The organism is Vibrio sp. MACH09, assembly GCF_033238805.1.
Lineage (GTDB): Bacteria > Pseudomonadota > Gammaproteobacteria > Enterobacterales > Vibrionaceae > Vibrio.
Window position 1 is genome coordinate 1361193 of sequence record NZ_BSFZ01000001.1, and the last position, 22864, is coordinate 1384056.

16 protein-coding genes are annotated in these 22864 nt (G+C 41.8%); 9 read left to right on the top strand and 7 right to left on the bottom strand.

Features of this window, described 5'->3' with window-relative positions; genetic code table 11:
* Positions 1–36: 36 nt before the first annotated feature.
* Positions 37–204, top strand: coding sequence for a hypothetical protein (locus CHJ_RS06135; RefSeq protein ID WP_317917178.1), 168 nt, complete (start codon positions 37–39; stop codon positions 202–204).
* Entirely contained in the window at positions 201–590 is a 390-nt protein-coding gene (locus tag CHJ_RS06140; protein ID WP_171751840.1) for a VOC family protein, read from the top strand. The genes CHJ_RS06135 and CHJ_RS06140 overlap by 4 nt, the downstream gene beginning before the upstream one ends.
* A 304-nt stretch (positions 591–894) precedes the next feature.
* Here CHJ_RS06140 and CHJ_RS06145 read toward each other — a convergent pair whose 3' ends face one another.
* Together CHJ_RS06145 and CHJ_RS06150 are read right to left on the bottom strand one after the other, a co-directional pair.
* The gene (locus CHJ_RS06145) at positions 895–2406 is read right to left on the bottom strand and encodes a CoA-acylating methylmalonate-semialdehyde dehydrogenase (protein ID WP_171751839.1); all 1512 of its coding nucleotides are present in this window, start codon (positions 2404–2406) and stop codon (positions 895–897) included.
* A gap of 615 nt (positions 2407–3021) precedes the next feature.
* On the bottom strand, positions 3022–4482 hold the full coding sequence (locus tag CHJ_RS06150; RefSeq protein WP_171751838.1) for a DUF3360 family protein: 1461 nt from the start codon (positions 4480–4482) through the stop codon (positions 3022–3024).
* A 375-nt stretch (positions 4483–4857) separates the two neighbouring features.
* Between CHJ_RS06150 and CHJ_RS06155 the strand changes: the two genes are divergently transcribed.
* Complete coding sequence (locus tag CHJ_RS06155; RefSeq protein WP_171751837.1) at positions 4858–7416, top strand: DUF294 nucleotidyltransferase-like domain-containing protein; 2559 nt, start codon at positions 4858–4860, stop codon at positions 7414–7416.
* A gap of 108 nt (positions 7417–7524) precedes the next feature.
* Here CHJ_RS06155 and CHJ_RS06160 read toward each other — a convergent pair whose 3' ends face one another.
* The 3 genes from CHJ_RS06160 to CHJ_RS06170 all read right to left on the bottom strand — a co-directional run bounded on the left by CHJ_RS06160 (position 7525) and on the right by CHJ_RS06170 (position 10820).
* Entirely contained in the window at positions 7525–8706 is a 1182-nt protein-coding gene (locus tag CHJ_RS06160) for a glycine betaine/L-proline ABC transporter ATP-binding protein (RefSeq protein WP_171751836.1), read from the bottom strand.
* Complete coding sequence (locus CHJ_RS06165; protein WP_171751835.1) at positions 8699–9598, bottom strand: ABC transporter permease; 900 nt, start codon at positions 9596–9598, stop codon at positions 8699–8701. The genes CHJ_RS06160 and CHJ_RS06165 overlap by 8 nt, the downstream gene beginning before the upstream one ends.
* Before the next feature lie 238 nt (positions 9599–9836).
* Positions 9837–10820: an ABC transporter substrate-binding protein gene (locus tag CHJ_RS06170; RefSeq protein ID WP_171751834.1), complete on the bottom strand. Its 984-nt coding sequence runs from the start codon at positions 10818–10820 to the stop codon at positions 9837–9839.
* Between the two features lie 399 nt (positions 10821–11219).
* Here CHJ_RS06170 and CHJ_RS06175 point away from each other — a divergent pair, with 399 nt between their 5' ends.
* Positions 11220–13250, top strand: coding sequence for a methyl-accepting chemotaxis protein (locus tag CHJ_RS06175; RefSeq protein WP_317917179.1), 2031 nt, complete (start codon positions 11220–11222; stop codon positions 13248–13250).
* An 11-nt stretch (positions 13251–13261) separates the two neighbouring features.
* Here CHJ_RS06175 and CHJ_RS06180 read toward each other — a convergent pair whose 3' ends face one another.
* A complete protein-coding gene (locus CHJ_RS06180) occupies positions 13262–14020 on the bottom strand; it encodes an MBL fold metallo-hydrolase (RefSeq protein WP_171751832.1) in 759 nt (252 codons plus the stop codon).
* Positions 14021–14350: 330 nt separating this feature from the next.
* On the opposite strand from CHJ_RS06180, the gene CHJ_RS06185 reads away from it, so the two are divergent.
* Both CHJ_RS06185 and CHJ_RS06190 read left to right on the top strand, forming a co-directional pair.
* Positions 14351–17518, top strand: coding sequence for an EAL domain-containing protein (locus CHJ_RS06185; protein ID WP_317917180.1), 3168 nt, complete (start codon positions 14351–14353; stop codon positions 17516–17518).
* Positions 17519–17646: 128 nt separating this feature from the next.
* Positions 17647–18480: a delta-class carbonic anhydrase gene (locus tag CHJ_RS06190; protein ID WP_317917181.1), complete on the top strand. Its 834-nt coding sequence runs from the start codon at positions 17647–17649 to the stop codon at positions 18478–18480.
* A 168-nt stretch (positions 18481–18648) separates the two neighbouring features.
* On the opposite strand, the gene CHJ_RS06195 is transcribed toward CHJ_RS06190, so the two are convergent.
* Positions 18649–19641 (bottom strand): sugar-binding transcriptional regulator, encoded by a 993-nt coding sequence (locus CHJ_RS06195; protein ID WP_171751829.1) that lies wholly within the window; start codon positions 19639–19641, stop codon positions 18649–18651.
* A 135-nt stretch (positions 19642–19776) separates the two neighbouring features.
* Between CHJ_RS06195 and CHJ_RS06200 the strand changes: the two genes are divergently transcribed.
* The 3 genes from CHJ_RS06200 to CHJ_RS06210 all read left to right on the top strand — a co-directional run bounded on the left by CHJ_RS06200 (position 19777) and on the right by CHJ_RS06210 (position 22864).
* The gene (locus tag CHJ_RS06200) at positions 19777–20208 is read left to right on the top strand and encodes an RbsD/FucU family protein (protein ID WP_317917182.1); all 432 of its coding nucleotides are present in this window, start codon (positions 19777–19779) and stop codon (positions 20206–20208) included.
* A 135-nt stretch (positions 20209–20343) separates the two neighbouring features.
* A complete protein-coding gene (locus tag CHJ_RS06205; RefSeq protein ID WP_171751827.1) occupies positions 20344–21897 on the top strand; it encodes a sugar ABC transporter ATP-binding protein in 1554 nt (517 codons plus the stop codon).
* On the top strand, positions 21881–22864 hold the full coding sequence (locus CHJ_RS06210) for an ABC transporter permease (protein ID WP_216613324.1): 984 nt from the start codon (positions 21881–21883) through the stop codon (positions 22862–22864). Before CHJ_RS06205 ends, CHJ_RS06210 begins: the two co-directional genes overlap by 17 nt.

Consider the following 22864-nt stretch of genomic DNA (forward strand, 5'->3'; position numbering starts at 1 on the left):
TTCTGTTGATAATCTGACTATCAGATGGAGGTACGCATGCTAACAGTAATTAGACGTTTATTTGTTGCGCTAGGTTCTCGCTCTCTTGCTCGGTATTATCAGTCTCGCCTTGAGAGAAGCAAAACGACGCTAGAGCGGTATACACAATCACTAATGTCATTGTATGAGATGGATGAGTCATCCAGTGAAGAGGAACAGAAATGAAAATTGAGCACGTAGCAATTTGGTGTCAAGACTTAGAGCGGATGAAACATTTTTATGAGAAGTATTTTGCTGCCGTCAGTAACAATAAATATGTTAATCAGAATAAGGGATTCTCTTCCTATTTTTTAACGTTGCCGGAAGGGGCTCGTCTGGAATTGATGAAAATGGATTCCGTAGAAGTACTTTCTGTTGAAGCGTATAAACAGTTTACTGGGCTGGCTCATATTGCTTTTTCTGTTGGTTCTGTAGAAAAAGTGGATGAGATGACCAATCGCTTTATTGCCGATGGTTTTGAGGTTATAGGCGAGCCACGTTGGACGGGAGATGGTTATTATGAAAGTGTGCTGCTGGATCCTGAAGGCAATCACTTAGAGATAGTGGCCTAGAGACAGTAGTTTAGAGACAGTGTCTTAGAAACAATGAGTTAGATGGCTATAAATCTTATATATGAACTAACCCTCGTTTACCCTGAATATGTAAGATTTAGTCGTGAGAAACGAATTAACAATGCCAGAATGGCTGTACATTCTGGTATTGAATCAGCGAGTAGTTCTTTAATGATGTAAAAATGGACTTCTGTAATGTATGTCATCTTGTTTGTTATGACAGAGGATTCGTTGTTAGAGGGACAAAGAGAAAGTAAAAAGGGCGACATTGCTATGCCACCCTGATAATTAAGGAAATAGCAGGTTAATCCATTGTTGGCATCACAAATGAACTGGCATGCTGTTCTAAACGAATACTTGCAGGCCAACGACTTGTTACCGTTTTCATCTTAGTGTAAAAACGAACACCATCGTTACCGTGAACATTTAGTGGACCAAAAACTGAACGTTTCCAGCCGCCAAAACTATGGAATGCCATAGGTACAGGAATTGGAACATTTACCCCCACCATACCAGCTAGAACGTCTTCACTAAATTGTCTGGCGGTTTCGCCGTCTCGTGTAAAGATGGCGGTACCATTGCCGTACTCATGTTTGTTTATTAGCTCTAAACCACTTTGGTAGTCAGGTACACGAACTACGGCTAGTACTGGGCCGAATATCTCTTCTTTGTAGATGGTCATTTCTGGAGAAACATTGTCAAACAGTGTTGGACCCACAAAGTACCCCTGTTCGTGGTCTTGCACTGTCAGTGTACGTCCATCAATGTGTAACGTTGCTCCTTGTTCGACACCTGAAGCGATATAAGAACATATTTTCTCTTTGTGTGGAGCTGAAATGACTGGTCCCATATCATTTTCTGGCCCATCGACAAGGCCGGGACCGACTTTCATTTTGCTAATATGTGCGCTTAATTTATCAATGAGTTGATCTGCGGTTTCATCCCCGACAGCAATAACGACTGATAGTGCCATACAGCGCTCACCAGCGGCGCCATACGCGGCTCCCATAATGGCATTTGCTGCCATGTCGAGATCTGCATCAGGCATTAAAATACAGTGGTTTTTTGCACCACCAAGCGCTTGACATCGTTTGCCATTAGCCGAAGCAGTTGCATATATATATTCCGCAATAGGAGTTGAACCAACAAAACTTACAGCTTGTACGCGTGGATCGGTTAATAGTTGATCGACTGATTCTTTATCACCATTAACAACATTAAACACGCCGTCAGGCAACCCTGCTTCCTTAAGCAAATTAGCGATCATGATTGCAAGTGATGGGTCTTTTTCTGAAGGCTTAAGTATAAAAGTGTTACCTGTTGCTAATGCAATTGGGAACATCCACATAGGAACCATTGCCGGAAAGTTAAATGGAGTGATACCAACACACACACCAAGTGGCTGCATTAATGAATGGCTATCAACACCTGTACCGACATTTGCGGAGTGTTCACCTTTTTGTAGATGAGGGATTCCGCAGGCAAACTCGACAACTTCAAGACCTCGGGTTAGTTCTCCTACCGCATCAGAAAAAACTTTACCATGCTCGTTAGATATCACTTTTGCTAACTGCTCCATATTCTCCTCAAGTAATGATTTGAATTTGAAAAGAATACGAGCACGTTTTAGTGGTGAGGTTTTCGACCAAGTAGAAAATGCTTTTTCTGCTACTACGACTGCTTCTGCTGTTTCTGCTGCGGAACTAAGTACCACTTTGCGGCTTTCTTGGCCTGTTGCAGGATTGTAAATCGATGCAAAACGCTGGCTGTGACTTTCACTAATATGACCGTTAATGAAATTTTGGACTATTTCCATTTTGTTCTCCAAGTTGACTTTTTTAGCTGCTCAGCAATTTAGGTTTCTGTTATACGCTTAAGATTGATGTTGTATCGTCCTAGCCTGCTAAGCATGAACACGTAATTGTTTTAATCATAATGAGCGAAACATATGTTTCTATAAATAAGATAAAATGAAACCAATAGTTTATATTTTTGATGTTAGCATAATTTATTATCGTAATCGCAACCTTTTTTTCGATTTATATTTACTTTTGGCGGTAAGTTGTCGTTTTTATGTAAAATGGATGTTTTGTTGGGTGTTGGTGGTAAAATTTAATTTCTACGTGAGAGAGGGAAGGTGGCGGAAGCCCTTTTAATCATACTTAAAGTGGTTTATTGATTGCGGCTTATTGGTTTTATCCGCTAGAACGAGGTTAATTAATCTCAATACGCATTAATTACAGAAGCGTATTTTATCTATTACTTAGCTTTTTAGGAGGCAGGAAGAGTTGATGCTGTTATTGCATTTTATGGAGCTGCGAGTGGAAAGTAATGAGAGTCAGAAAGTGTTGGTTTGAGGATGGCGTTTAATAAAGAGATATACCAAGGGTTCGATCAAGTCGTACCCTTGGTATTTTATATGTGGATTATATTAGTTACCAATTAATGCTGGGATGCCTGGTAGTTGTCCTACAACGGCTAGTGAGCCCACACAAATAACAAATGCGATTCCCGGAATCAGATACTTGTCTTTTGCTGATAGGGTTTTTGCACGTTCGTGGTCACCAATAAGGCCCATGTTGTCTAGCAGCATGGTCGCCGCCCAGCCAAATACTGGGTTAACAAATGCACAAGCAAAGATACAGATACCAGCACTTAGCGAGTCTTTGTGTTTATGGATCATCTGCATACCGGCTTCAAGTAACGGCAGGAAAACACCTACGATTAGCGCGATACGAAGAACCGGTTCCCACATGGCAAGATCCATTGGGTAACCAATTACAGCGGCTAGAATACACATAATACCAGTCAGCATTGCGCCACCCGGGATAGGGCGTTTAGCAATCGCAGCAGGGATCATATATGTGCCCCAAGATGATGCTAAGTTACCACCACCAAGTAGGGTACCTACACCTTGACGAATAGACGCAACTGTCATGGTGTCATCAACATCCATTAATACGCCTTTCGCTTCTTTAGGGTAGTTGAGCTCTTGGAATACACGGTGACCTAAGTAGTCTGGAGACCACATTGCCACTGCGAGAATGGCAAAAGGCGTTACTGCGATGAAGTGTTCAACGTTAGGCCAACCTAGTTGCCAACCTGTGTCTTCACCCCACCAGTAAAATGGGCTGAAGTGCGGTAGACCGGGTTCTGTTGTAAAGCTAAATTCCGCACCTAACGCAAAGGCAACAACACCCGCGATAAGTGAACATAATGGGATCGCTAACCAGCGTTTATTGACTTTTGCTAGATAAGCGTAAACCAAAACAGTAATACCAATGACGGCAAACGAGATATAGCCTTGGTCAGTGCTTGCTGCCCATGCTTCAGTCTTGTTAATTTGACCAATTAACCCAACCGCGCCTAGGTAAATAAGCAAGCCCCCTCGAACTCCGACCCCGGTGAGAGTCATCAGTTTGGAGCCCCCTTTGGTGTACGCAAGTATCAGACCAAACAGACACACCATCACCCCGAGAGCGAGTGGGTGTCCACCGGCTGAAGCAATCAGTGGTATCAATGGAATCATTGGACCATGCGTACCGGCAAGGTTGGAGTTAGGGTTCAAGATAGCAGAGAATAAGATAACAAAAAGTGCACCGGCAATAAGCAGTTCATAACGAACGTTTTCCGCTACAAATTCTGGTGATAGTCCGAACTGAGCAGCAAATACGGCAACCATTGCGGTTACCATTACTACTTTACCAATTGTTGCAGCAAGTGCAGGTACAAAATCTTCTATTTCAATACTGTAGTCACGTGAAGGAAGGTGGATACCCCAACGTTTGAAGTTCATGATCTTTAGATCATGATTTAGAAACTCCTCTCTACTTCCAAACTCTTGCGCTTTTCGGCGCATATCTCTGTAAAACTTCTTATTTTTGTTAGACATGTAGTCATTCCTATAAGGATTATCGAGATAGACCACACCAATCATGTTCCACTTGCGCGTGATATACTGATCTTCAACCAGTACTAGACGACATCCCAGACGCTACCATGCATCTCTATTACTATAATAAAGAGGGAATATAACGGTTAGTTTTTCTCGATGATGTAAATCAGGAAGAGATCTTCTTCCTGACAGAATTCGATTTACATAATAATTCGATGAGTCTATAAAACTCATTCGCAATGATTATTGATTTAGGTTAATTTTTCAAAAAAAGTTAGGGTGTAATGTGGGTGTTTTGAACAGACTTGTTATTCAGCGCACAAATTTGACTGATTTGTCAATAATCATCATTGATGAGAATAAGAATACATTATGAAAATAACTGAACATGCAACTCGTACCGAACAACTCTTTGGTGTTCGTGCAGAAGATATTCATAAATGGATTGATGGATTTTTTGATCAGAACGGCAATGATCACTCGCTTAGAGTAACGGGAAAGCTGGGCTATGACCCTTATGACCACCGTCGTTTTCGCCATTGTAAGGAAGCGTTAGGGGAAGCCATTAAGGAGTTTGGTGACAAATACACCAGCCAGCAGATCAAAGATGTATTTGAAACCCATGTACGAGATGACTACGACGGTTATCTTCCATCCCGAGCCGATTTTGAAAATGGCACGTTCACAGCCAAATACCACGACTCAACCCATGATGAGGCATTGAGTGAAGTACTCGATGCTAATGAACTGGCAGACTATTTTGATGGTTTGCAGCCGTCACAGCAAGAGAGTAAAAAATCTCTTACAAGTTTTAGTTTTCGCATTGTGCTGCCCACGGTAGCGGCCATCATACTTTTTATTACCAATATCATTTATGTCATTGTTCCTTTGGTGGAAGAGTCGATGTTGGGGCAAAAGCGGCAGATGCTTAAAGAGCTGACCTCAACCGCAGTGAGTATTGTTGATAGTTATGTCGCATTGGAACAAAGAGGAATATTGAGCTTAGAAGAAGCGCAGCGAAGAGCGATGACAGAAGTAAAAGCCATGCGTTACGGTGACGAAAATAAAGACTACTTCTTTATTACGGATATGTTTCCTAAAATGGTGATGCACCCATATAGGAATGATCTAACGGGACAGGATTTAACTCAATATACCGATAGCGAAAACACCACTGGCTTCCCTGTATTTGTTGAGATAACTAAAATGGTTCGAGCCAGCCAGCACGGATTTTTAGAGTATCGCTGGCAATGGAAAGATGACCCAACGATTACCGCGCCAAAAATCACCTATGTTGAAGGGGTAGAAGAGTGGCAGTGGATTATTGGAACAGGGGCGTATTTTGATGATGTTCAGCAAGGCATCGATCGGTTAGAAAGCACTCTATTTCGCGTCTTTTTTGTCATTACTCTTGGGTTGGTGGTGATCATGGGTTACGTGATTATTCAGTCAAAAGTGATCGAAAACCGCAAAAAGCGCGCCGAAATGGCATTGCATGAAGCAAAAGATAGGTATCGCGCTTTGGTAGACTCTTCTAACGAGGGGTATATTCTGGAAGCCGATGGTAAGATTATCTTTTCCAATAGCCGATTGCATCAACTGCTTGGTTATACCGATACGGAGCTAAAATCAAAGTCTATCTGGAAGAAGTTGTTCTCTTCTAGCCCTCAAAATACCGATGTGCTGCACCATCTTTTACAGCTGTTTAATCATGAAAGTGAACCGGGAGAATTTGAGGCGCAGCTGCAAACAAAAGGCGGTAAACAGATCGATATCATTTTAAGTACTTCTAAGATCTTTTTATCGGAAAAGCTGGGACACGTTATTTCATTTCGTCCCATTGTTCGTAAAGTTTACGGCGGCCGTTTTGGTGCTGCGGTTCGAACCTCTAATTACCAGATGATTAGCGCCAATATCGTGACTGAAATAGAGCAAGGTGTTAGCCATGGTCAAGTGGTAGAGTCTCTTAATCAGCTACCAGATCTTATCCGCGAAATGATAGAAACGGGAACTCGGCCAGATTATCTTCGCCGATTAATAGGCAGCACATATGATGCGGCAATATGTCGATTTATTGAGCTGACTATTGATGATATTGGCGAGCCTCCTGTACCTTTTTCGTTTATTTCATTTGGCAGCAATGCTCGCCATGATATGACGCTATTCTCGGACCAAGATAACGCAATTGTGTTTGAGACGCCTGACGATGCAGATCTTAAATCTATCCGCCGTTACTTTTTGCATTTGGCGGAGAAAGTGTGCGCCATGCTCAATCAAGCAGGCTATAGCTATTGTGAAGGCTTAATCATGGCGTCGAATCATCAGTGGTGTCTTAGTCAACAGGAGTGGCAAGATAACTTTTCTACATGGATAGAGCAGGCCTTACCGGACTCTATTTTAGAGCTAAATGTGTTTTTCGATATTCGCTCCACATACGGTGATGGAACCTTGGTCGATGGTATTCAATCTCATATACAGACAGTATTGCAGCAACAGCCAGAGTTTTTGGCGACCTACGCACAAAACTGCTTGTCTCATGAGGTGCCTTTAAATACCAGACAGGAGATTAAAACGGAGTCGTATGATGGTAGACAATCTCTTAATTTAAAAGAGTGCTTAAGGCCGATGGAGATATTTTGTCGTATCTACGCGCTTAAAAATGATATACGAGAAGCCAATACCATGGCGCGATTGAAGTTTTTGTTAGCCCAAGAGGAGATAGACGCAAAAACGTTTCGTGAGATGGTGTACATTTTTGACCATATCTGGCAGCTAAGATTTATTAATCAGATTATTGAGTATACGGATTTACGTAAGGTGAATGACGTTCTGGCTATTAATGATTTAACCTATCTAGAGCAGAAAAACTTAAAAAATGTCGTGAGTCGTATTTCTCTGTTCCACGAAAAAGTCACTGAGGACTTTTTATAATTGCAGCGAAAGAGTGAAGATAAATTAAGAAAATGGCCTGAGTTATTCAGGCCATTTTCTATTTTGCTTATCACAACTTGTTAAACCGGTGTTTTAGAGTGACACATATTATTTTTCAGAGAAAATATCCGCCACTTTTTCTCGTTTTAGCGAGCCCTTTAAGTTGCCTTCTTCATCGACAACTGGCAATGAGTAGTCAGAGGCGATACTGTCAGTAAGAACTTCTTCAATTGGTGACTCTGGAGAGATGGTTGGCACGTCTTCGTATAATTCGGCGTGTATCTCTTCGTGTCTAGTGTCATCAGCGGCGTCTGATAACGCCTCTTCTGTGAGGATCCCTTGGAAGCCATCTTCTGTAATATGGTAACCATAGTCGTGAGATGAACGTTTCATCTGTGCTAACGCTTCATCGATTTTCTCTACAGTAATACGCATAGTTGGCGGTTGCATAACGGTTTCTACTGTCAATGCACGCGCTCGGTTTACATCTTTAACAAAGGCTTCAACATAGTCATCCGCAGGGTTGAGAAGAATGGTTTCTGGTGTGCCTTGCTGCACTAATAAACCATCTTTTAGTATTGCGATTCTATCGCCTAGACGAAGCGCTTCATCAAGGTCGTGGGTGATAAAAATAATGGTTTTATGCAGTTTGTCTTGTAGTTCGATGAGCTGATCTTGCATTTCACTTCTAATCAGTGGATCTAACGCTGAAAATGCTTCATCCATCAGCAGTATTTCAGCATCGGTGCATAAGGCACGAGCTAAACCTACGCGTTGTTGCTGACCACCAGATAGTTGCGAAGGGTACTGATCTTCATATCCTTTTAACCCAACGGTCTCTAACCACTCTTGAGCTTTTTCTAATCGCTTAGATTTGTCTAACTTTTGAATTTCTAAACCATAGGCAACGTTATCAATGACTTTTCTGTGAGGGAGTAGGCCAAAGCGCTGAAACACCATGGACATTTTATGACGACGGAAATTCTGAAGCTCTTCATTATTAAGCTTCATTACGTCGGTTCCCTCGACAATAATTTGCCCTTCAGTCGGGTCGATAAGGCGGTTAAAGTGACGAATCAATGTGGACTTGCCCGAGCCAGATAGCCCCATAATAACGAAGATTTCGCCTTTATTAATCTGTAGATTTATCTCTTTTAAACCCACTGTATGTCCCGTTTGGGACAAAACATCATCTTTGCTTGCCCCAGACTTTACTTGAGACATAACACTTTTAGGGTTTGAACCAAATATCTTATATAGACCGGATACTTCGATGAGTGGCTTAGTCATGCTTTTGATCTCCTAAATGTGCTTGAGTTCGTTTGGCATAAGCTTGTGATGCACGGTCAAACAGAATGGCTAATGCGACAATGGCAAAGCCATTTAATAAGCCTAAAGTAAAGTATTGGTTAGTAATCGATTTTAAAACAGGTTGTCCCAGTCCTTTTACCCCTATCATGGACGCAATAACAACCATGGATAGTGCCATCATAATAGTCTGATTAATCCCAGCCATGATTGTTGGCATAGCAAGGGGTAACTGCACGCCCGTTAAACGTTGCCATGGGCTGGCACCAAATGCGGTTGCGGCTTCCATCACCTCTTTATCAACCAAGCGAATGCCTAAGTTGGTTAAACGGATAACAGGAGGTACGGCATAGATAACCACTGCAATGAGTCCCGGAACTTTACCTATGCCCAGCAGCATGACCACTGGGATCAGATAAACGAACGCTGGCATGGTTTGCATGATATCGAGTATCGGAGTGACGATGGATTGAATGCGATTTGAGCGAGCCATCATAATACCAATTGGCACACCTAAAGCGATGGAGACAAAGGTACAGACGGTAATGATACTAAGGGTGCGCATGGTGTCTTCCCACATCCCAAAGTAACCAATAAGTAAGAGTGAAATAACACAGGCAGCCGCGAGCTTAACTGAGCGGCTCGCTAAGTAGACTATGCCACTGGCGATAACTAGAACAACTAACCATGGAGTGCTTAGAAGAAGCTTTTCAAACCATACTAAAAATGAGAGGAGTGGATCGAAGAGTGATTCGATAGCATCGCCATATTCGCGAGAAAAGTCTTTGTAAGCACCGTCTAGAGTTTTGCGGATTAAACGCAGAGTCGAACGATCCATTTCGGGGAAGCTGCTAAACCAACTGGTGGTAGCCATCTATTTTTTCCTTAAATAATAAAAGAGTAACCAAGTCGTAAGGGGCTGTTGATCTTTCGAAAACAGATTTTTTTCAGATGAACCCTTCGGGCAGCGTTTGTTGGTACTTTCTACTGTGTTATCACCTGATTTGTGTAGATGACTACACTGCACAGGTGCTGCTTTGTATAAAGCCCCAACAAACCCTGTTACTCTTTTGAGTACAACATTAACAAATATAGATACGAATCTGACTGAATTACAGTTTAGAACTCACTTTTTCTACTGTTTCAGCCGGTAACCATGATTTCCAAATAGTTGGATAGTTTTCAAAGAAGTAGAACATGGCGTCTTCCGCACTTGCTTGCTCTTCTTCCATCCATGCGAGTAAGGTATTTAAGTCGCTGTTTGTTAAACTACGATTGTTTAAATATTCCACTAACATTGGGTTGTTTTTATTGAAGTCTGCCGCAACTACCGTTCTCACTGGTGCTTTAGGGAACATAGTCACTTTCGGGTTTTCACAGCCTTCCATAGTGGTACATGTTAGATACTCTTCAGTATCAATCCCTGAACCAAAATCTACCTTGGTCATTTTGTATTTACCAAGAATAGCGGTTGGTGCCCAGTAGTAACCAAACCAACCTTGCTCTCTTTCGTAAGCTTTAGCTATTGAGCCAGAAAGTCCTGCAGCTGAACCTGGGTCTACCAGTTCAAATCCTGCATCTTCCAGTTTTAGTGCTTTATATAGGTTCGCGGAAGAGATCTGACAACCCCAGCCGGCAGGGCAACCATAGATACCTGAAACGTCTGGGTTTTCAGGGTGCTTAAATAATTCTTTATGTTTAATTACCCCTTCAATGGTACTTAGCTCAGGATACTGTTTAACTAGGTATTCTGGTACCCAGAATCCCTCTTCACCACCATCGCTAAGAGAGTAACCAGCATAGGCCAGTCGACCTTCTGCAACGCCGGTTTCAATGGCTTCTTTTACTGCGTTAGTCCAGATTTCAGGTGCGATATCTGGCTGGCCTTTTTCAATCATAGAACTGGTTGTTGGCATGGTATCACCAGGTACCAACTCAGCGTCACAGCCGAAGCCGTTTTCAAGAATAAACTGATCAATATTGGCGAGGAGGCTTGCGGAGTTCCAGTTCATATCCGCGATAGTGACAGAACCACATTCGTTTGCTTGAACACCGACGCTAGCAAGCATAGTGAGAGCTGCGATTTTGTATTTCATAAATATCCCTTTTTATTAAATTTCCTAACTATCGAAGCTACCATACAGATAATTTGATTAGTGTTCAAATGATTAGGGGTAATTGAATGTCGTGATGCTGTATTTGATTGTTTTCCATTTTTGCAGGGAGCCTTAAACCTGAAAATACAAATATCAGTGCTAACCCGTTGATATATAGGGGTGAGTTTTAAACTGTTATGCGTAACAAGTGTTTAGATAACAAAGCAAAATTCATTTAAATATAAATTCATTTGACCTTTAATTATTAATGTACTAAATAAAATTCGAATGAAAAAACAGCCATTAAGGGGTAAGGCTTGGCTGCATTAATGAAACACTATTGTCATATTGCCCTACTAGACTGCGTAACAAGTCATCAATGTTTTAAAGAACTATCGTATGAGCCTTTTAAAAAAGTTTGAGTTATCAACTTCTGTTGTACAAACAATTGTGATTATATTCGCCACTATCTTGTTGCTGGTGACGTTGTTATCGGTGGTCAGTAAGCGAGGTGTTGATGATATTGGCCGAGAGTTTTCTTTGCTATCTGAGCACGCGTTACCGTCTGCACTGACTAATGCAAAACTAACAAAAAATGTATTACAGCAAATTAAAGTGCTTAACGAAGGTTTGCACGTAAGCAGCGCTGAAGGACTAAGCTCTACAGTTCAATCAGTTGAACAACTTTCGGATGAAGTTTTGCGATTGTTAATTGATCTGCAAAGCCTTAATGGTAATAGTATTGAGCCATCATCAATAGAAAATGATGAAGGTTTGCTGGTTGCGGTTAATGACTTAAAGAAACAATCATTAGCTATCCTTGATCAGCAAGAACAAATTGTTTTGCTCAAAGACAAAATTGACGAACTGAATTCTTCATTTCGTTATGGATTAAGTTCTATTGGACCTGAGATGACAAGGATAGCCTCATTTCTTGTACAACAAAATCCAGAAGCATCTGATGCCGCAAATCGTTTTTCAGCGCAAGCGAGTGAAATGGAAAGCGCGTTTTTAATGTTAATGATGCAAACTGAACAGAAGAAGGCAAAAGCACAATTTCGTGAAATGAAAAATCGCTTCGCAGGAATAAGATTAGCATACGAAGATTTTGCAGAGTGGCATCCAGAAATTGTCGATTTCTCTAGCTTATTGACACCTTATGAAATGGTAAAAGAAGGCTTTGCAGAACAGGGAATCTTGACACTTATTATGCATCGTCAGCAAATTAAGCAAAACAGTGTGAATGACTTACAAGCGATAACATTACTCGCAAACCAGACCATTAATCACTTGAACTTAATGTCTGACGCCAGTGTATCTATGTTGAATCAAAGCCGACTGGTGGTTAAAGAAACCATGGATAACGTGAGCTTATTGATCATTATTTGTGCTGCAGTATTGGCTGGTTTTGTTGTGGCTTCAGGGTTTTTATTACGACGCTGGATTAATAAAGGGCTAGTAAATTTATTAAATCAGATGGTGCGAGTGAGTAAGCATGATTTGTCACTCAGTACGGATATCGTTGGTCCTTATGAGATGAAGTTATTGGCGTCGCAGTTGAATCAAGTGATTACAACTACTCATGATTCGGTTGCGCTGGTTAGTGACAATTGCACAACTTTAAATAGCTCTGTGGAAGCTAGCCATCACGCTCTTGAACACAGCAATTCTAGCCTTGATATTCAAAATGATGCTTTAACGGCTATTTCAGCGACTTTAGAGCAACTTCAACAATCGATTACCGACATTAGTAAGACATCACATTTATGTTATCTGCAATCCCAATCAGCAAAAGAGTGCGTTAATAGAGGAAACGACGTCATTAATGATAACCGTTCCAAGTTATCTTCATTAGAAAGTTCTCTTGATCAAAATACGGCGTTAATGAGGGTATTGGATGACAATGTTGATAAAATAAGCCAGATGGTTGAGCTGATTAGTGGTATTGCTGATAGTACTAATTTACTGGCCCTTAATGCTGCTATAGAGGCTGCGCGTGCAGGCGAGCAAGGACGAGGTTTTGCTGTTGTTGCGGATGAAGTTCGCCAATTGGCTCGTAGCACCAGTGATCAAACGGAGAGCATTCGGACGATAATGTCTGATTTGGTGACTGCTGTGAAAACATCGTATAACACAGCAAAAAGTTGTAGAGCAGAAATGGAGCAGGTCAATCGCTCAAATGTCGATATTGATCAGGTGTTTAGCGATATAGACTCAGCAGTGAATCAAATTAAAGATCGATTTGAACATGTGTCGATAGCCACTGAGCAGCAAGAGAAAGCGACACAAGAAGTACATCAGAGCTTAGGACGAATTACGGAACAGAGTATAGAAACCAAATCGCACATTGAAGAAATGGTTCAGCAATCTGAGCAGGTAGCGAATATTGCGAGATATCAGCAAACCATGCTGAGCAAATATACTCTGTAAGAAAAACAGGGCTATCGGTTTCGTATTAAGCCAAACGTTTTTGATAGCTTGTATTTTACTGCTCGCCAATGAGTGGTGGGTCTTTTAGGAATCGAGTTGATTAAATAAACTAGGTCATCTTCATCAAGCTGTATCTCACCCGCATGAGCTAACCATAACGAATCTGGCTGGTAACTCATAACTCGGTCGATGGACTTACGGTAATTATTGGTATAAAACACAGGAAATGGCGGTATATAACGTCCTTTTACTCGTACCATCAGGTCGGCGACGTAGATACGGTTACTAGGGATATGTCGTACTGAGAGATCTCTATCCGTATGTCCTGGTGTCTCAATAATCTGCCACTCCTCAAATCCGGGGACGTTCTCTTCATTGGTTAGTCGGATATCGGGCTTTAACCAAGGCCAGTAATAGAGAAATGCTCGTGGTTTGTTTTGTCTTTTTGCTACCCACTTTGCTAGACAGAGGTCTGTTAGGTACATAAGCCAACCGTCCCAGCCGCTATACCAATGATGTAAATGTTTTGAAGAGACGATGTCACAACCCGTCCGTTTTCTTAATGTGTTGGCTGCGCCAGCATGATCTGGGTGCATGTGCGTGACGATTACAACCTTAAGATCAGTAATGGAGCGATTCAGCTCATCCACAATAAATGAACAAATTACCTCTGCGTCTTCGCGGCATCCCCCATCTAGCAGCAGTAGTTTGTCTGGGTACTCGATAAGATAAAGGGATTGTATGTAACCTTGGATATGATGAACGTTCATTCTACAGTTCTGTTTTATTGACATTGGCTGAGTATAGACACAAATCAACTGGATGGACCAGTTTGTTGATATTAATTCCTATTCAAATTATAAAAGTCACCGATCTTTCATCAACAAGCGTGGGTAAATCGAAAGCAAAAAGGCATGTAAACTTGATTAAGCAATGCTCTATTGGCCTAAAGTTATAGTGACAAATGCGGTCTTTACGGTACTCCGCCTTTGTATATCGGCGTGTGTACGATATATTATGTGCCTTAGTGCTTATTGGGTGAAAGCCTACCATCTTAGTAAACAAGGTCTAATTTGAACGTTATAGCTTTAGGTAAAAGAGTGACACTAATTAAAAATGTGACACGCCTTATCTGTCGTAGAATAGTATTAATCGGTTTATTGTTGGTCGGGGGACCGTACTCTTTTGTTGCAGAAGCTTCTCATCCATCAGAGCAAGACGTTGTCTATGTTCAGCTTCGTTGGCATCATCAATTTCAGTTTGCTGGCTATTACGCAGCATTGGAGAAAGGGTTTTATAAACAAGAAGGAATAGACGTTCAAATTCGCAATGGTGACCCTTTACATCAACCCGTTTCTGAGGTGCTGTCGGAGAGGGCGCAGTATGCGGTGGGAAATAGCGAAGTGCTCTATCAAAGGTTGCAAGGGGAGCCACTGATTGCGCTTGCCTCTATTTTTCAGCACTCTCCATCGGTACTGTTAACGCGAAAAAGCTCCGGAATACGTTCAGTTCATGATCTTATTGGTAAGAAGGTGATGCTGGCGAACAAGCTGGAAGATGCTGACTTCTTAACCATGCTACTTAATGAAGGGGTCGCGTTCTCTCAATTGAATGTTGTTCCTAGTAGTTATGACTTGAATGATCTTATTAATGGAAACGTAGATGCATTTAACTCATATATCACTAATGAACCTTATGTTTTAAAGCAGAAAAATATTGAATATAACGTTATTGACCCCGTCTCATATAGTGTGGACTTTTATAGTGATATCTTTTTTACATCTGAACAGGAAGTTGAACAACATCCAGAAAGAGTGAAAGCCATGTTAAGAGCGACCTTAAAAGGTTGGCTCTATGCAATGGAAAACACCGATGAGATTATCGATATATTAAAAGAGAAGTACCATGTAAAAAAATCTCGAGATCATTTACGTTATGAAGCTGAAGAGATGCGTAAATTGATTCTTCCTAATCTTATACAGATTGGCCATATGAATCCGAAGCGTTGGCAGCATATGGCGGATACCTTTATTAAGGCAGGTCTTATTGACTCGGATGAAAATTTAGAAGGGTTTGTTTATACCGATAATCCCATCCAATTGCCTCGTTGGATTGTTGTTACCCTCATCGCAGCATTAACGCTGTTACTACTCATTAGTTCAATTACATTCTATCTTCACCGTTTTAATCGCCAATTGGCATTAACTCAAAAAACATTACAAGAGAGTGAGCAACGATTCAAAGCAATTAGTGCGGCAACCTATGGTGGGATTGTTATACATGACAATGGTGTTGTACTTGAATGTAATGAAGGCCTATCGGTTATTACCGGATTTAGTTATCAAGAGTTGATTGGTATTAATGGCCTGACTCTTATTGCTCCAGAGGAAGTGAAACAGGTACTCCGCTATATTCATAGCGGCTTTGCCGATGCTTATGAGTCGATTGGAATACGAAAAGATGGAACGCGATACCCACTCTCTATTAAGGGAAAAAATATTACCTATAAAGGTAAAGAAGCGAGAGTTATTGAGATTAATGACATCACTGATCGAAAAAAGACCGAAGAGCAGTTAAGGCTAGCAGCTAGCGTGTTCACTCATGCCCGAGAAGGCATCATGATCACTAATAGTGCAGGGCAGATCGTTGAGGTTAATGAAACCTTTAGTCAGATTACCGGTTACAGCCGAGACGAGGTTATCGGTAAAAATCCACGGCTGTTAAGTTCGGGTAAGCATAATGCTCAGTTTTATAGAGAAATGTGGGGAGCGCTACTGGATGAACGACAGTGGACCGGTGAAATCTGGAACAGCAAGAAAAGTGGAGAGGTTTATGCAGTACTGGCAACAATAAGTGCGGTATCAGATGCCCATGACAATACAAAAAATTATGTCTCGCTATTCATTGATATCACACCGATGAAACAACATCAGCAGCAGCTTGAACATATTGCTCTTTACGATCCTTTAACCAGTTTACCTAACCGCGTTCTGCTAGCAGAACGACTAAGCTGCTCTATGGAGGATAGTCAGCAGCTTGGTTTGTCAGTGGCGGTGGCGTATCTTGATCTGGATGGATTTAAAAAGATTAATGATTGCTATGGTCACGATGTTGGGGACGAGTTACTGATCAAATTGTCTCAGAATATGGATCGTAGTTTGCGAGAAGGGGACACCCTAGCTCGAATAGGTGGCGATGAGTTTGTTGTTGTCATGGGTGAAATCGAGAAAGTAGCCGATTGTGAGCTGGTGTTACAACGGTTACTTCAAGCCGCGATGAGACCTATAAATATTGATGGGCACCGATTGCAAGTTTCAACCAGTATTGGCGTGACATTGTACCCTCAGGATGGAGTTGATGCGGATCTGTTGATGCGTCATGCTGACCAAGCCATGTATGTAGCGAAACAGACGGGCAAAAATCGTTATCATTTCTTTGATATCAATAAAGATAAGTCTAAGAAAACACAACGTAGAGTGATAAAAGAAGTTAAGCAAGCGCTAGAGAGTAATCAGTTTGAACTATATTTTCAGCCAAAAGTTAATATGAGAACTGGTGCGGTGGTCGGAGCGGAAGCCTTGATTCGATGGCATCACCCTGAGCGTGGCTTGGTATACCCAATGGCGTTTTTGCCTTCTATAGAAAACCATTCAATCAGTTTGCAGTTGGGTGAGTGGGTAATTGATAGTGCGTTAGCCCAGATGGCGGAGTGGCAAACAGAAGGGTTGGAGCTTCCTGTTAGTGTCAATATCGATGCATTTCAGTTACAACAAAAAGATTTTGTGGATAGATTAGCCGCTGCGTTGGCAGCTTGGCCAATGGTTAAGCCGGGTTTATTGCGATTAGAAATACTAGAGACCAATGAGCTGGGTGATCTAGAAGATGTATTAAAGACAATGAATGCCTGTATCGATATGGGAGTCAGTTTTGCCCTTGATGATTTTGGTACTGGATTTTCCTCATTAACCTATCTAAAACGTCTACCAGTTAAGGTGCTGAAAATTGATCAAAGTTTTGTTCGAGATATGCTTGAAGACCCTGATGACCGAGAAATTGTTAAGGGAGTTATCAGCTTGGCATCGGCCTTTAACCGTGATGTGACGGCAGAAGGGGTTGAGAGTATAGAACACGGTACTCAGTTGCTCTCTATGGGCTGCGAATATGCTCAAGGTTATGGTATTGCTCGACCAATGCCGGCCAAAAACATGGTTAATTGGGTAGATAATTGGCGGCCCGCTACGCAATGGTTGCAGCAACATGAGTCTTAATGAACACACGTGTGTAAGTAATAACAAGCTGATTTAGTTATATATTTCGTTACAGTTTATCAGTTCGCTAATTTCCAATGTTAGTTTATCTTCGTAAAAATATTTTTATCAATAGGGATACTATTTTTATGAACATGAAACTACTTGTTGCCTCCGTTTTATTTGTTAGCTCAACGTCAGCCTTTGCTGCTTATGATAAACCTGTTGACGACAGTGTGATTGCCGCTCAAAGAGCGGCCTTGGCAAAAAACACTGAAAACAAAGGATTTGGCCCTCAGTCACCTCGAGATATCGACAGTTTGAACGGGAATAACCAACGTCTATTTGGTGCGGCTCCTGCATTTAATCAAATGAATCTATGTAACATTCACTTACATAAGAATGCAGAGCATAAGGGCGGCGAATTTAATACCTATGCGGGAAATGGTGATGGCAAGGGCTACAATAGTGGCTATGTTTATAGCGGTAAACTTAGTAAAGCGGAGCTAACATCATACCAACACAATAAAGGAACCTTGCAGTCTGGTGATACCATTGAAGTGCATTATGTTCATTCATCGGCGAAAGTAGAACCCGGCGCGACATTGGGTGCCTGTCTATCAGACTCATTAGCTAACCCGCAGTTACGTGTTGAGACACAGGTGATGGTATTAGTGAATGATGGAAAAGCGCTCGATTTTGGTCAATTAACTGAATATGGTCAAAAAGGTGGTTTTTACCAAGCTTTAAATATTCCGAGCAATAGCGGAAAACCCGTTCAATATGCCGGTTCCACAACTGGCCCTAGCTACAATGAAAAAGGATCTCCTTTTCAAGTTACCTGGAGTGTTCGCTCCAAAGTCGTGAAAGTTAATATTGCCTCGGTGGTGGAGTGGCTAACGGAGAACGATTTTGATGAAGAGCATGCTCACGGGGTTAGAAACCTTGTTATCAATCCTGATTTGCTCTCATCTGGACAGTAGAGGTTGTTACTATTTGGCGCTTACTGTTATTGATTAAGCAGTAAGCGCCAATATAAATAATGCTATTTATGTTTGCCAAATCGACTATAAATACCGCAAGATTGCTATTAGCCAAATCAACCTGACCTTTAGCACCTCTAGGTTACTTGGCTATGATGTTTACTGAGTTTACTCCACGGGAATATCACATTTAAGCAAAAATTCAGCGGTGGCTTCATCAATAATAAGGCTTGAAACGTATCCGCCAAGAATTGCACCTAATGTCGCTTCAAAGTTACGTTCTCCTCCAGCAACAAAAATACGCTTGTCGATTTGTCTAAGCTGCGCAAGACTGATACCCAAAATGCGAAGGTCCACTTCCGCCACGACAGGATTACCGTACTTATCATAAAATCGACCACAGATAACCCCTACGGCGCCCAATTCTCGGTAGTGTTGCATCTGCTGTTTTGAGATAACACCAACCCGAATTAATGGGTTTTCATCAAATACATTGCCAACGACAAACAGTGCTTTATTGCATTTCGTTAGGGTTTCAAAATTAGAACGAATAATTGGTTCCGCTTGAAGCTCCATTGCTAAACGAGAGCTAGAAACCACAGCAGGAACATGCAAGTTGACGACTTTTCCTGACAGTTTATTGGCGATCTGGGAAGATGACTCAATGGTGGTAAAGTCAGGCTGACAAGGCATTGAGCCTAACATCTGCAAAACGGTCACGTTTTTGCAGTTGCGAGGTGTCATCATATTCCCCATCTGATGAATGGTTCTTCCCCACGCGACACCAAGAACGTCATTGTCTTCAATGGTTTGATTGAGATACATTCCGCCAGCATTGGCTAATCGCTTCCGCATGAGCTGGGAGTTATCCCTTTGAGCCGCATCTTGTCCATCAGCGACAATGATGACGCTATCTAATTGAAACTTTTCTTTTATCGTTAATGAATTTTGTATAGAGGAAAAGGCTTCCAAATCAAGATCAATCTGCACCAATCCTTTTTCTCGCGCAGATTGTAAATATTTCACCACTGTTACTCTAGAAACACCCATCAACTTGGCTACATCTGTCTGGCTTAAGCCTTCTTGATAGTATAACCAGGTCGCATGTAGCATGGGATCGCGGTTAAATGCGCTGATATTATTGAGCACAGAGCTTGGCATTCGCCTTACCTCTTTTCATTATTTAACTTCTGTATGTGGTCTCATTTTTTGCAATTATAGAAAATAACAGACACACATGAAACTAAAATGAGCGTAATATACTTTTGAATTATTGTAAATACAAAGGTAAACATTATGCTTAAGCACATACATACTCTTCTATCGGCAGATTTACTTTATACCCTTCAGTCTATGGGACACGGTGATACGTTGGCCATTGTAGATGCTAATTTTCCTGCTGAATCGACCAGTGAACACCGGCATATTTCTATGCCCGGAGTAGACGTAACTCAAATGTTGGAGGCGGTTATTTATCATATGCCGCTAGACGCTTTCACTTCACATCCTATCTCTATCATGGCACAAGACAACAGTGACCAACCTACTGATGCAGCAAAGGATTTTCTGCATACAATTAATCAATCTGATGAGTCAGAACATACTGAATCTTTAGTCGATAGGATGGATTTTTATAAGCAAGCTCGACAGTGCCAAGTGATCATATCAACCAGCGATTTAAGACCGTATGCCTGTTTAATATTGCAGAAAGGGGTAATATTTGACTGAGTTCATAAAAATCAATCATACAGCACCATAATAATTGTTCAGTTTTTAAACTGTTGGTCACATCACAGTTTTCTTTACATATGATCTATTAGGATTACTTTTGTTAATTCCATTCACGGATAAATGGAGTGGTCCATGTCAGAAGTAGCGAATACTATTGAGATAAGAGCCATAAAAAAGAAGTTTGCAAGCAATACGGTTTTGCATGATGTGAGCTTTAAAATTGAAGGCGGTAAAGTACTGGCATTACTTGGTGCTAACGGTGCGGGTAAATCGACACTCGTGAAAATATTAAGCGGTGTTTATCAAGCCGACGAGGGCAGTGTTTTTATCAATGGTGAGTCTATTGATATCTCTAGCCCTCAAAATGCGCGAGAAGCAGGGATTATTACTGTTCATCAGATTATTAATGATGGGGTAGTACAAGAGCTGACGATTGCTGAAAATCTGCTTTTAGATAAACTTTGTGACGGTCGGTTTGCCACCTTTATTTCAAAGAAAGAACTTCACCAACAAGCTAAGCCTTTGGCGGAAAAAATTGGTCTTGATCTGCCACTAGATACACCTGTTTCAGAGTTATCTCAGGCGGACAAGCAATTGGTGGCCATCGCCCGTGCTATTTCTGACACTCCTAAGTTACTTATTTTAGATGAACCCACTTCTAGCTTATCGGAAACGGAAGCAGTCAAACTATTTGAAGCCGTTAAAGCAATGCGTGAACAGGGTGTGGCGATTGTTTATATCTCCCATCGCATGTCGGATATCCGCCTGCTTTCGGACCAAATAGCCGCACTTCGAGAAGGTAAGATTGTTGGCTGGTTTGAACCCCCTTTAGACTATGATGCCGCGGTAGACTCCATGCTAGGCCATGCAGTTGGTGAGGTAAGACACTCATTTGTTGCGGGACAAAAACCGATGCTAGAGCTAGAGCAGGTTCAGCTAACGGAACACTCAACGCCCTTTGATCTATCGTTTAAAACCGGTGAGATCGTAGTCCTGACAGGATTACTCTCCTCGGGTTGTGCTTCTGTGGTGGAAGGCATCTTCGGTATGAATAAGTTTGTTCATGGTCAACTTAAGCTAGAAGAAAATAGCTGGCAACCAAAGAACCCGCACCACGCCATTGATAGTGGTATTTACATGGTGCAAGAAGACCGTGGTAACAACGCACTTATTCCCGACTTTTCCATTGAACAGAACGTCAGCTTGCCATTTTTAAAAAAGGTCTCCACTTTTGGCTTTATCCATAGAGACGCCGAAAAGAAACAGGTGGAGCAGGCCATTGAAACCACCAAAGTAAAATATACCGATCAGGCTGATCTTATTTTGACGCTATCGGGAGGCAATCAACAAAAAGCCATGGTTGCTCGATGGATGCTTAATGATTGCAACGTGTTGTTACTAAACGAACCTTTCCAAGGTGTAGACATATCATCCAGACGCCAGATTGGAGAATTACTCCGGGCGACAGCACAAAATAGAACCACCATTGCGGTCTGTACCGATGTTGAAGAAGCGTTAGAGATTGCAGACCGAATTATTGTGTTTAACCACGGCAATATGGTTGGAGAGCACTTAATTGACACGATACATATGCCAACGCTTATTAATCAAATAGCGGCCGCTCCTGAAAAATCGATACAGAAAACCATTTCAACAGAGGATGTTAACAATGAAAAATATGCGTGAGTTTGCCATTAAATACGGCTTATTAATTTTGTTAGCTCTGATGCTAACCATTTTCTCCCTGGCAGAACCCGCTTTTCTTAGCACCATTAATATGATGATCATTCTGCAGTCGGTTTCTATCGTTGCCATTCTTGCTTTAGGGGTAACGGCAACCTTGGCTGTTGACGGTTTTGACCTCTCAATTGGTTCCACGGCTGCGTTTTCAATGATGACGGCCAGTTATGTCATGGTGGTGTTTGATGGCGGCACAACAATGGCAATTATTGCGGCTATCACGGTTGGTGTGCTGGTGGGGTTAGTGAATGGCTTTATGACCGTACAGATGAAAGTGCCGGATCTTCTCACCACATTAGGCATGATGTTTCTGTTGTTGGGGTTACAGCTTATTCCGACTCAAGGTCGTTCAATTTCGACCGGTATGAGCTTGGGCAACGGTGAAACAGCGACAGGTACTTTTTCAGATAGCTTCCTTTTCCTAGGACGAGCTCGGGTTTTCGACATTATTCCGGTCCCCGTCATTATCATGCTGATTTTAGCGGTGATTACTTACCTGTTTTTAGAACGTACTCGTCATGGCCGGGTGATGTATGCCATTGGTTCAAATGAGCAGGCTGCGAAACTTGCGGGTGCTCGGGTTAAGTTTTACCGCTATGTCGCCTATGTGATGTCCGGTGTATACGCCTCAATTGGTGGAATACTTCTGGCTGCTCGTATCGGACGCGGAGACGTAAGTTCAGGAAACTCATTGCTAATGGATGGCGTTGCAGGGGCGTTGATCGGTTTTGCTGTACTGGGTGCAGCACGACCAAATGCTCAAGGATCTGCCATTGGAGCACTATTTGTGGGGGTGTTATTAAACGGTTTAACCATGATGAATACTCCCTATTACACGCAAGACTTTATAAAAGGCTTAGTTTTGGTAGCAGCGTTAATGTTTACCTTTGGCCTATCCAATAAACGTGCATAA

Excerpts from the sequence above, each read along its gene's own strand:
- CHJ_RS06150 (WP_171751838.1), bottom strand. The coding sequence starts at position 4,482 with ATGTCTAACAAAAATAAGAAGTTTTACAGAGATATGCGCCGAAAAGCG.
- CHJ_RS06135 (WP_317917178.1), top strand. The coding sequence starts at position 37 with ATGCTAACAGTAATTAGACGTTTATTTGTTGCGCTAGGTTCTCGCTCT.
- CHJ_RS06140 (WP_171751840.1), top strand. The coding sequence starts at position 201 with ATGAAAATTGAGCACGTAGCAATTTGGTGTCAAGACTTAGAGCGGATG.
- CHJ_RS06145 (WP_171751839.1), bottom strand. The coding sequence starts at position 2,406 with ATGGAAATAGTCCAAAATTTCATTAACGGTCATATTAGTGAAAGTCAC.
- CHJ_RS06165 (WP_171751835.1), bottom strand. The coding sequence starts at position 9,598 with ATGGCTACCACCAGTTGGTTTAGCAGCTTCCCCGAAATGGATCGTTCG.
- CHJ_RS06195 (WP_171751829.1), bottom strand. The coding sequence starts at position 19,641 with ATGCCAAGCTCTGTGCTCAATAATATCAGCGCATTTAACCGCGATCCC.
- CHJ_RS06155 (WP_171751837.1), top strand. The coding sequence starts at position 4,858 with ATGAAAATAACTGAACATGCAACTCGTACCGAACAACTCTTTGGTGTT.
- CHJ_RS06205 (WP_171751827.1), top strand. The coding sequence starts at position 20,344 with ATGTCAGAAGTAGCGAATACTATTGAGATAAGAGCCATAAAAAAGAAG.
- CHJ_RS06175 (WP_317917179.1), top strand. The coding sequence starts at position 11,220 with ATGAGCCTTTTAAAAAAGTTTGAGTTATCAACTTCTGTTGTACAAACA.
- CHJ_RS06160 (WP_171751836.1), bottom strand. The coding sequence starts at position 8,706 with ATGACTAAGCCACTCATCGAAGTATCCGGTCTATATAAGATATTTGGT.
- CHJ_RS06190 (WP_317917181.1), top strand. The coding sequence starts at position 17,647 with ATGAACATGAAACTACTTGTTGCCTCCGTTTTATTTGTTAGCTCAACG.
- CHJ_RS06210 (WP_216613324.1), top strand. The coding sequence starts at position 21,881 with ATGAAAAATATGCGTGAGTTTGCCATTAAATACGGCTTATTAATTTTG.
- CHJ_RS06180 (WP_171751832.1), bottom strand. The coding sequence starts at position 14,020 with ATGAACGTTCATCATATCCAAGGTTACATACAATCCCTTTATCTTATC.
- CHJ_RS06170 (WP_171751834.1), bottom strand. The coding sequence starts at position 10,820 with ATGAAATACAAAATCGCAGCTCTCACTATGCTTGCTAGCGTCGGTGTT.
- CHJ_RS06200 (WP_317917182.1), top strand. The coding sequence starts at position 19,777 with ATGCTTAAGCACATACATACTCTTCTATCGGCAGATTTACTTTATACC.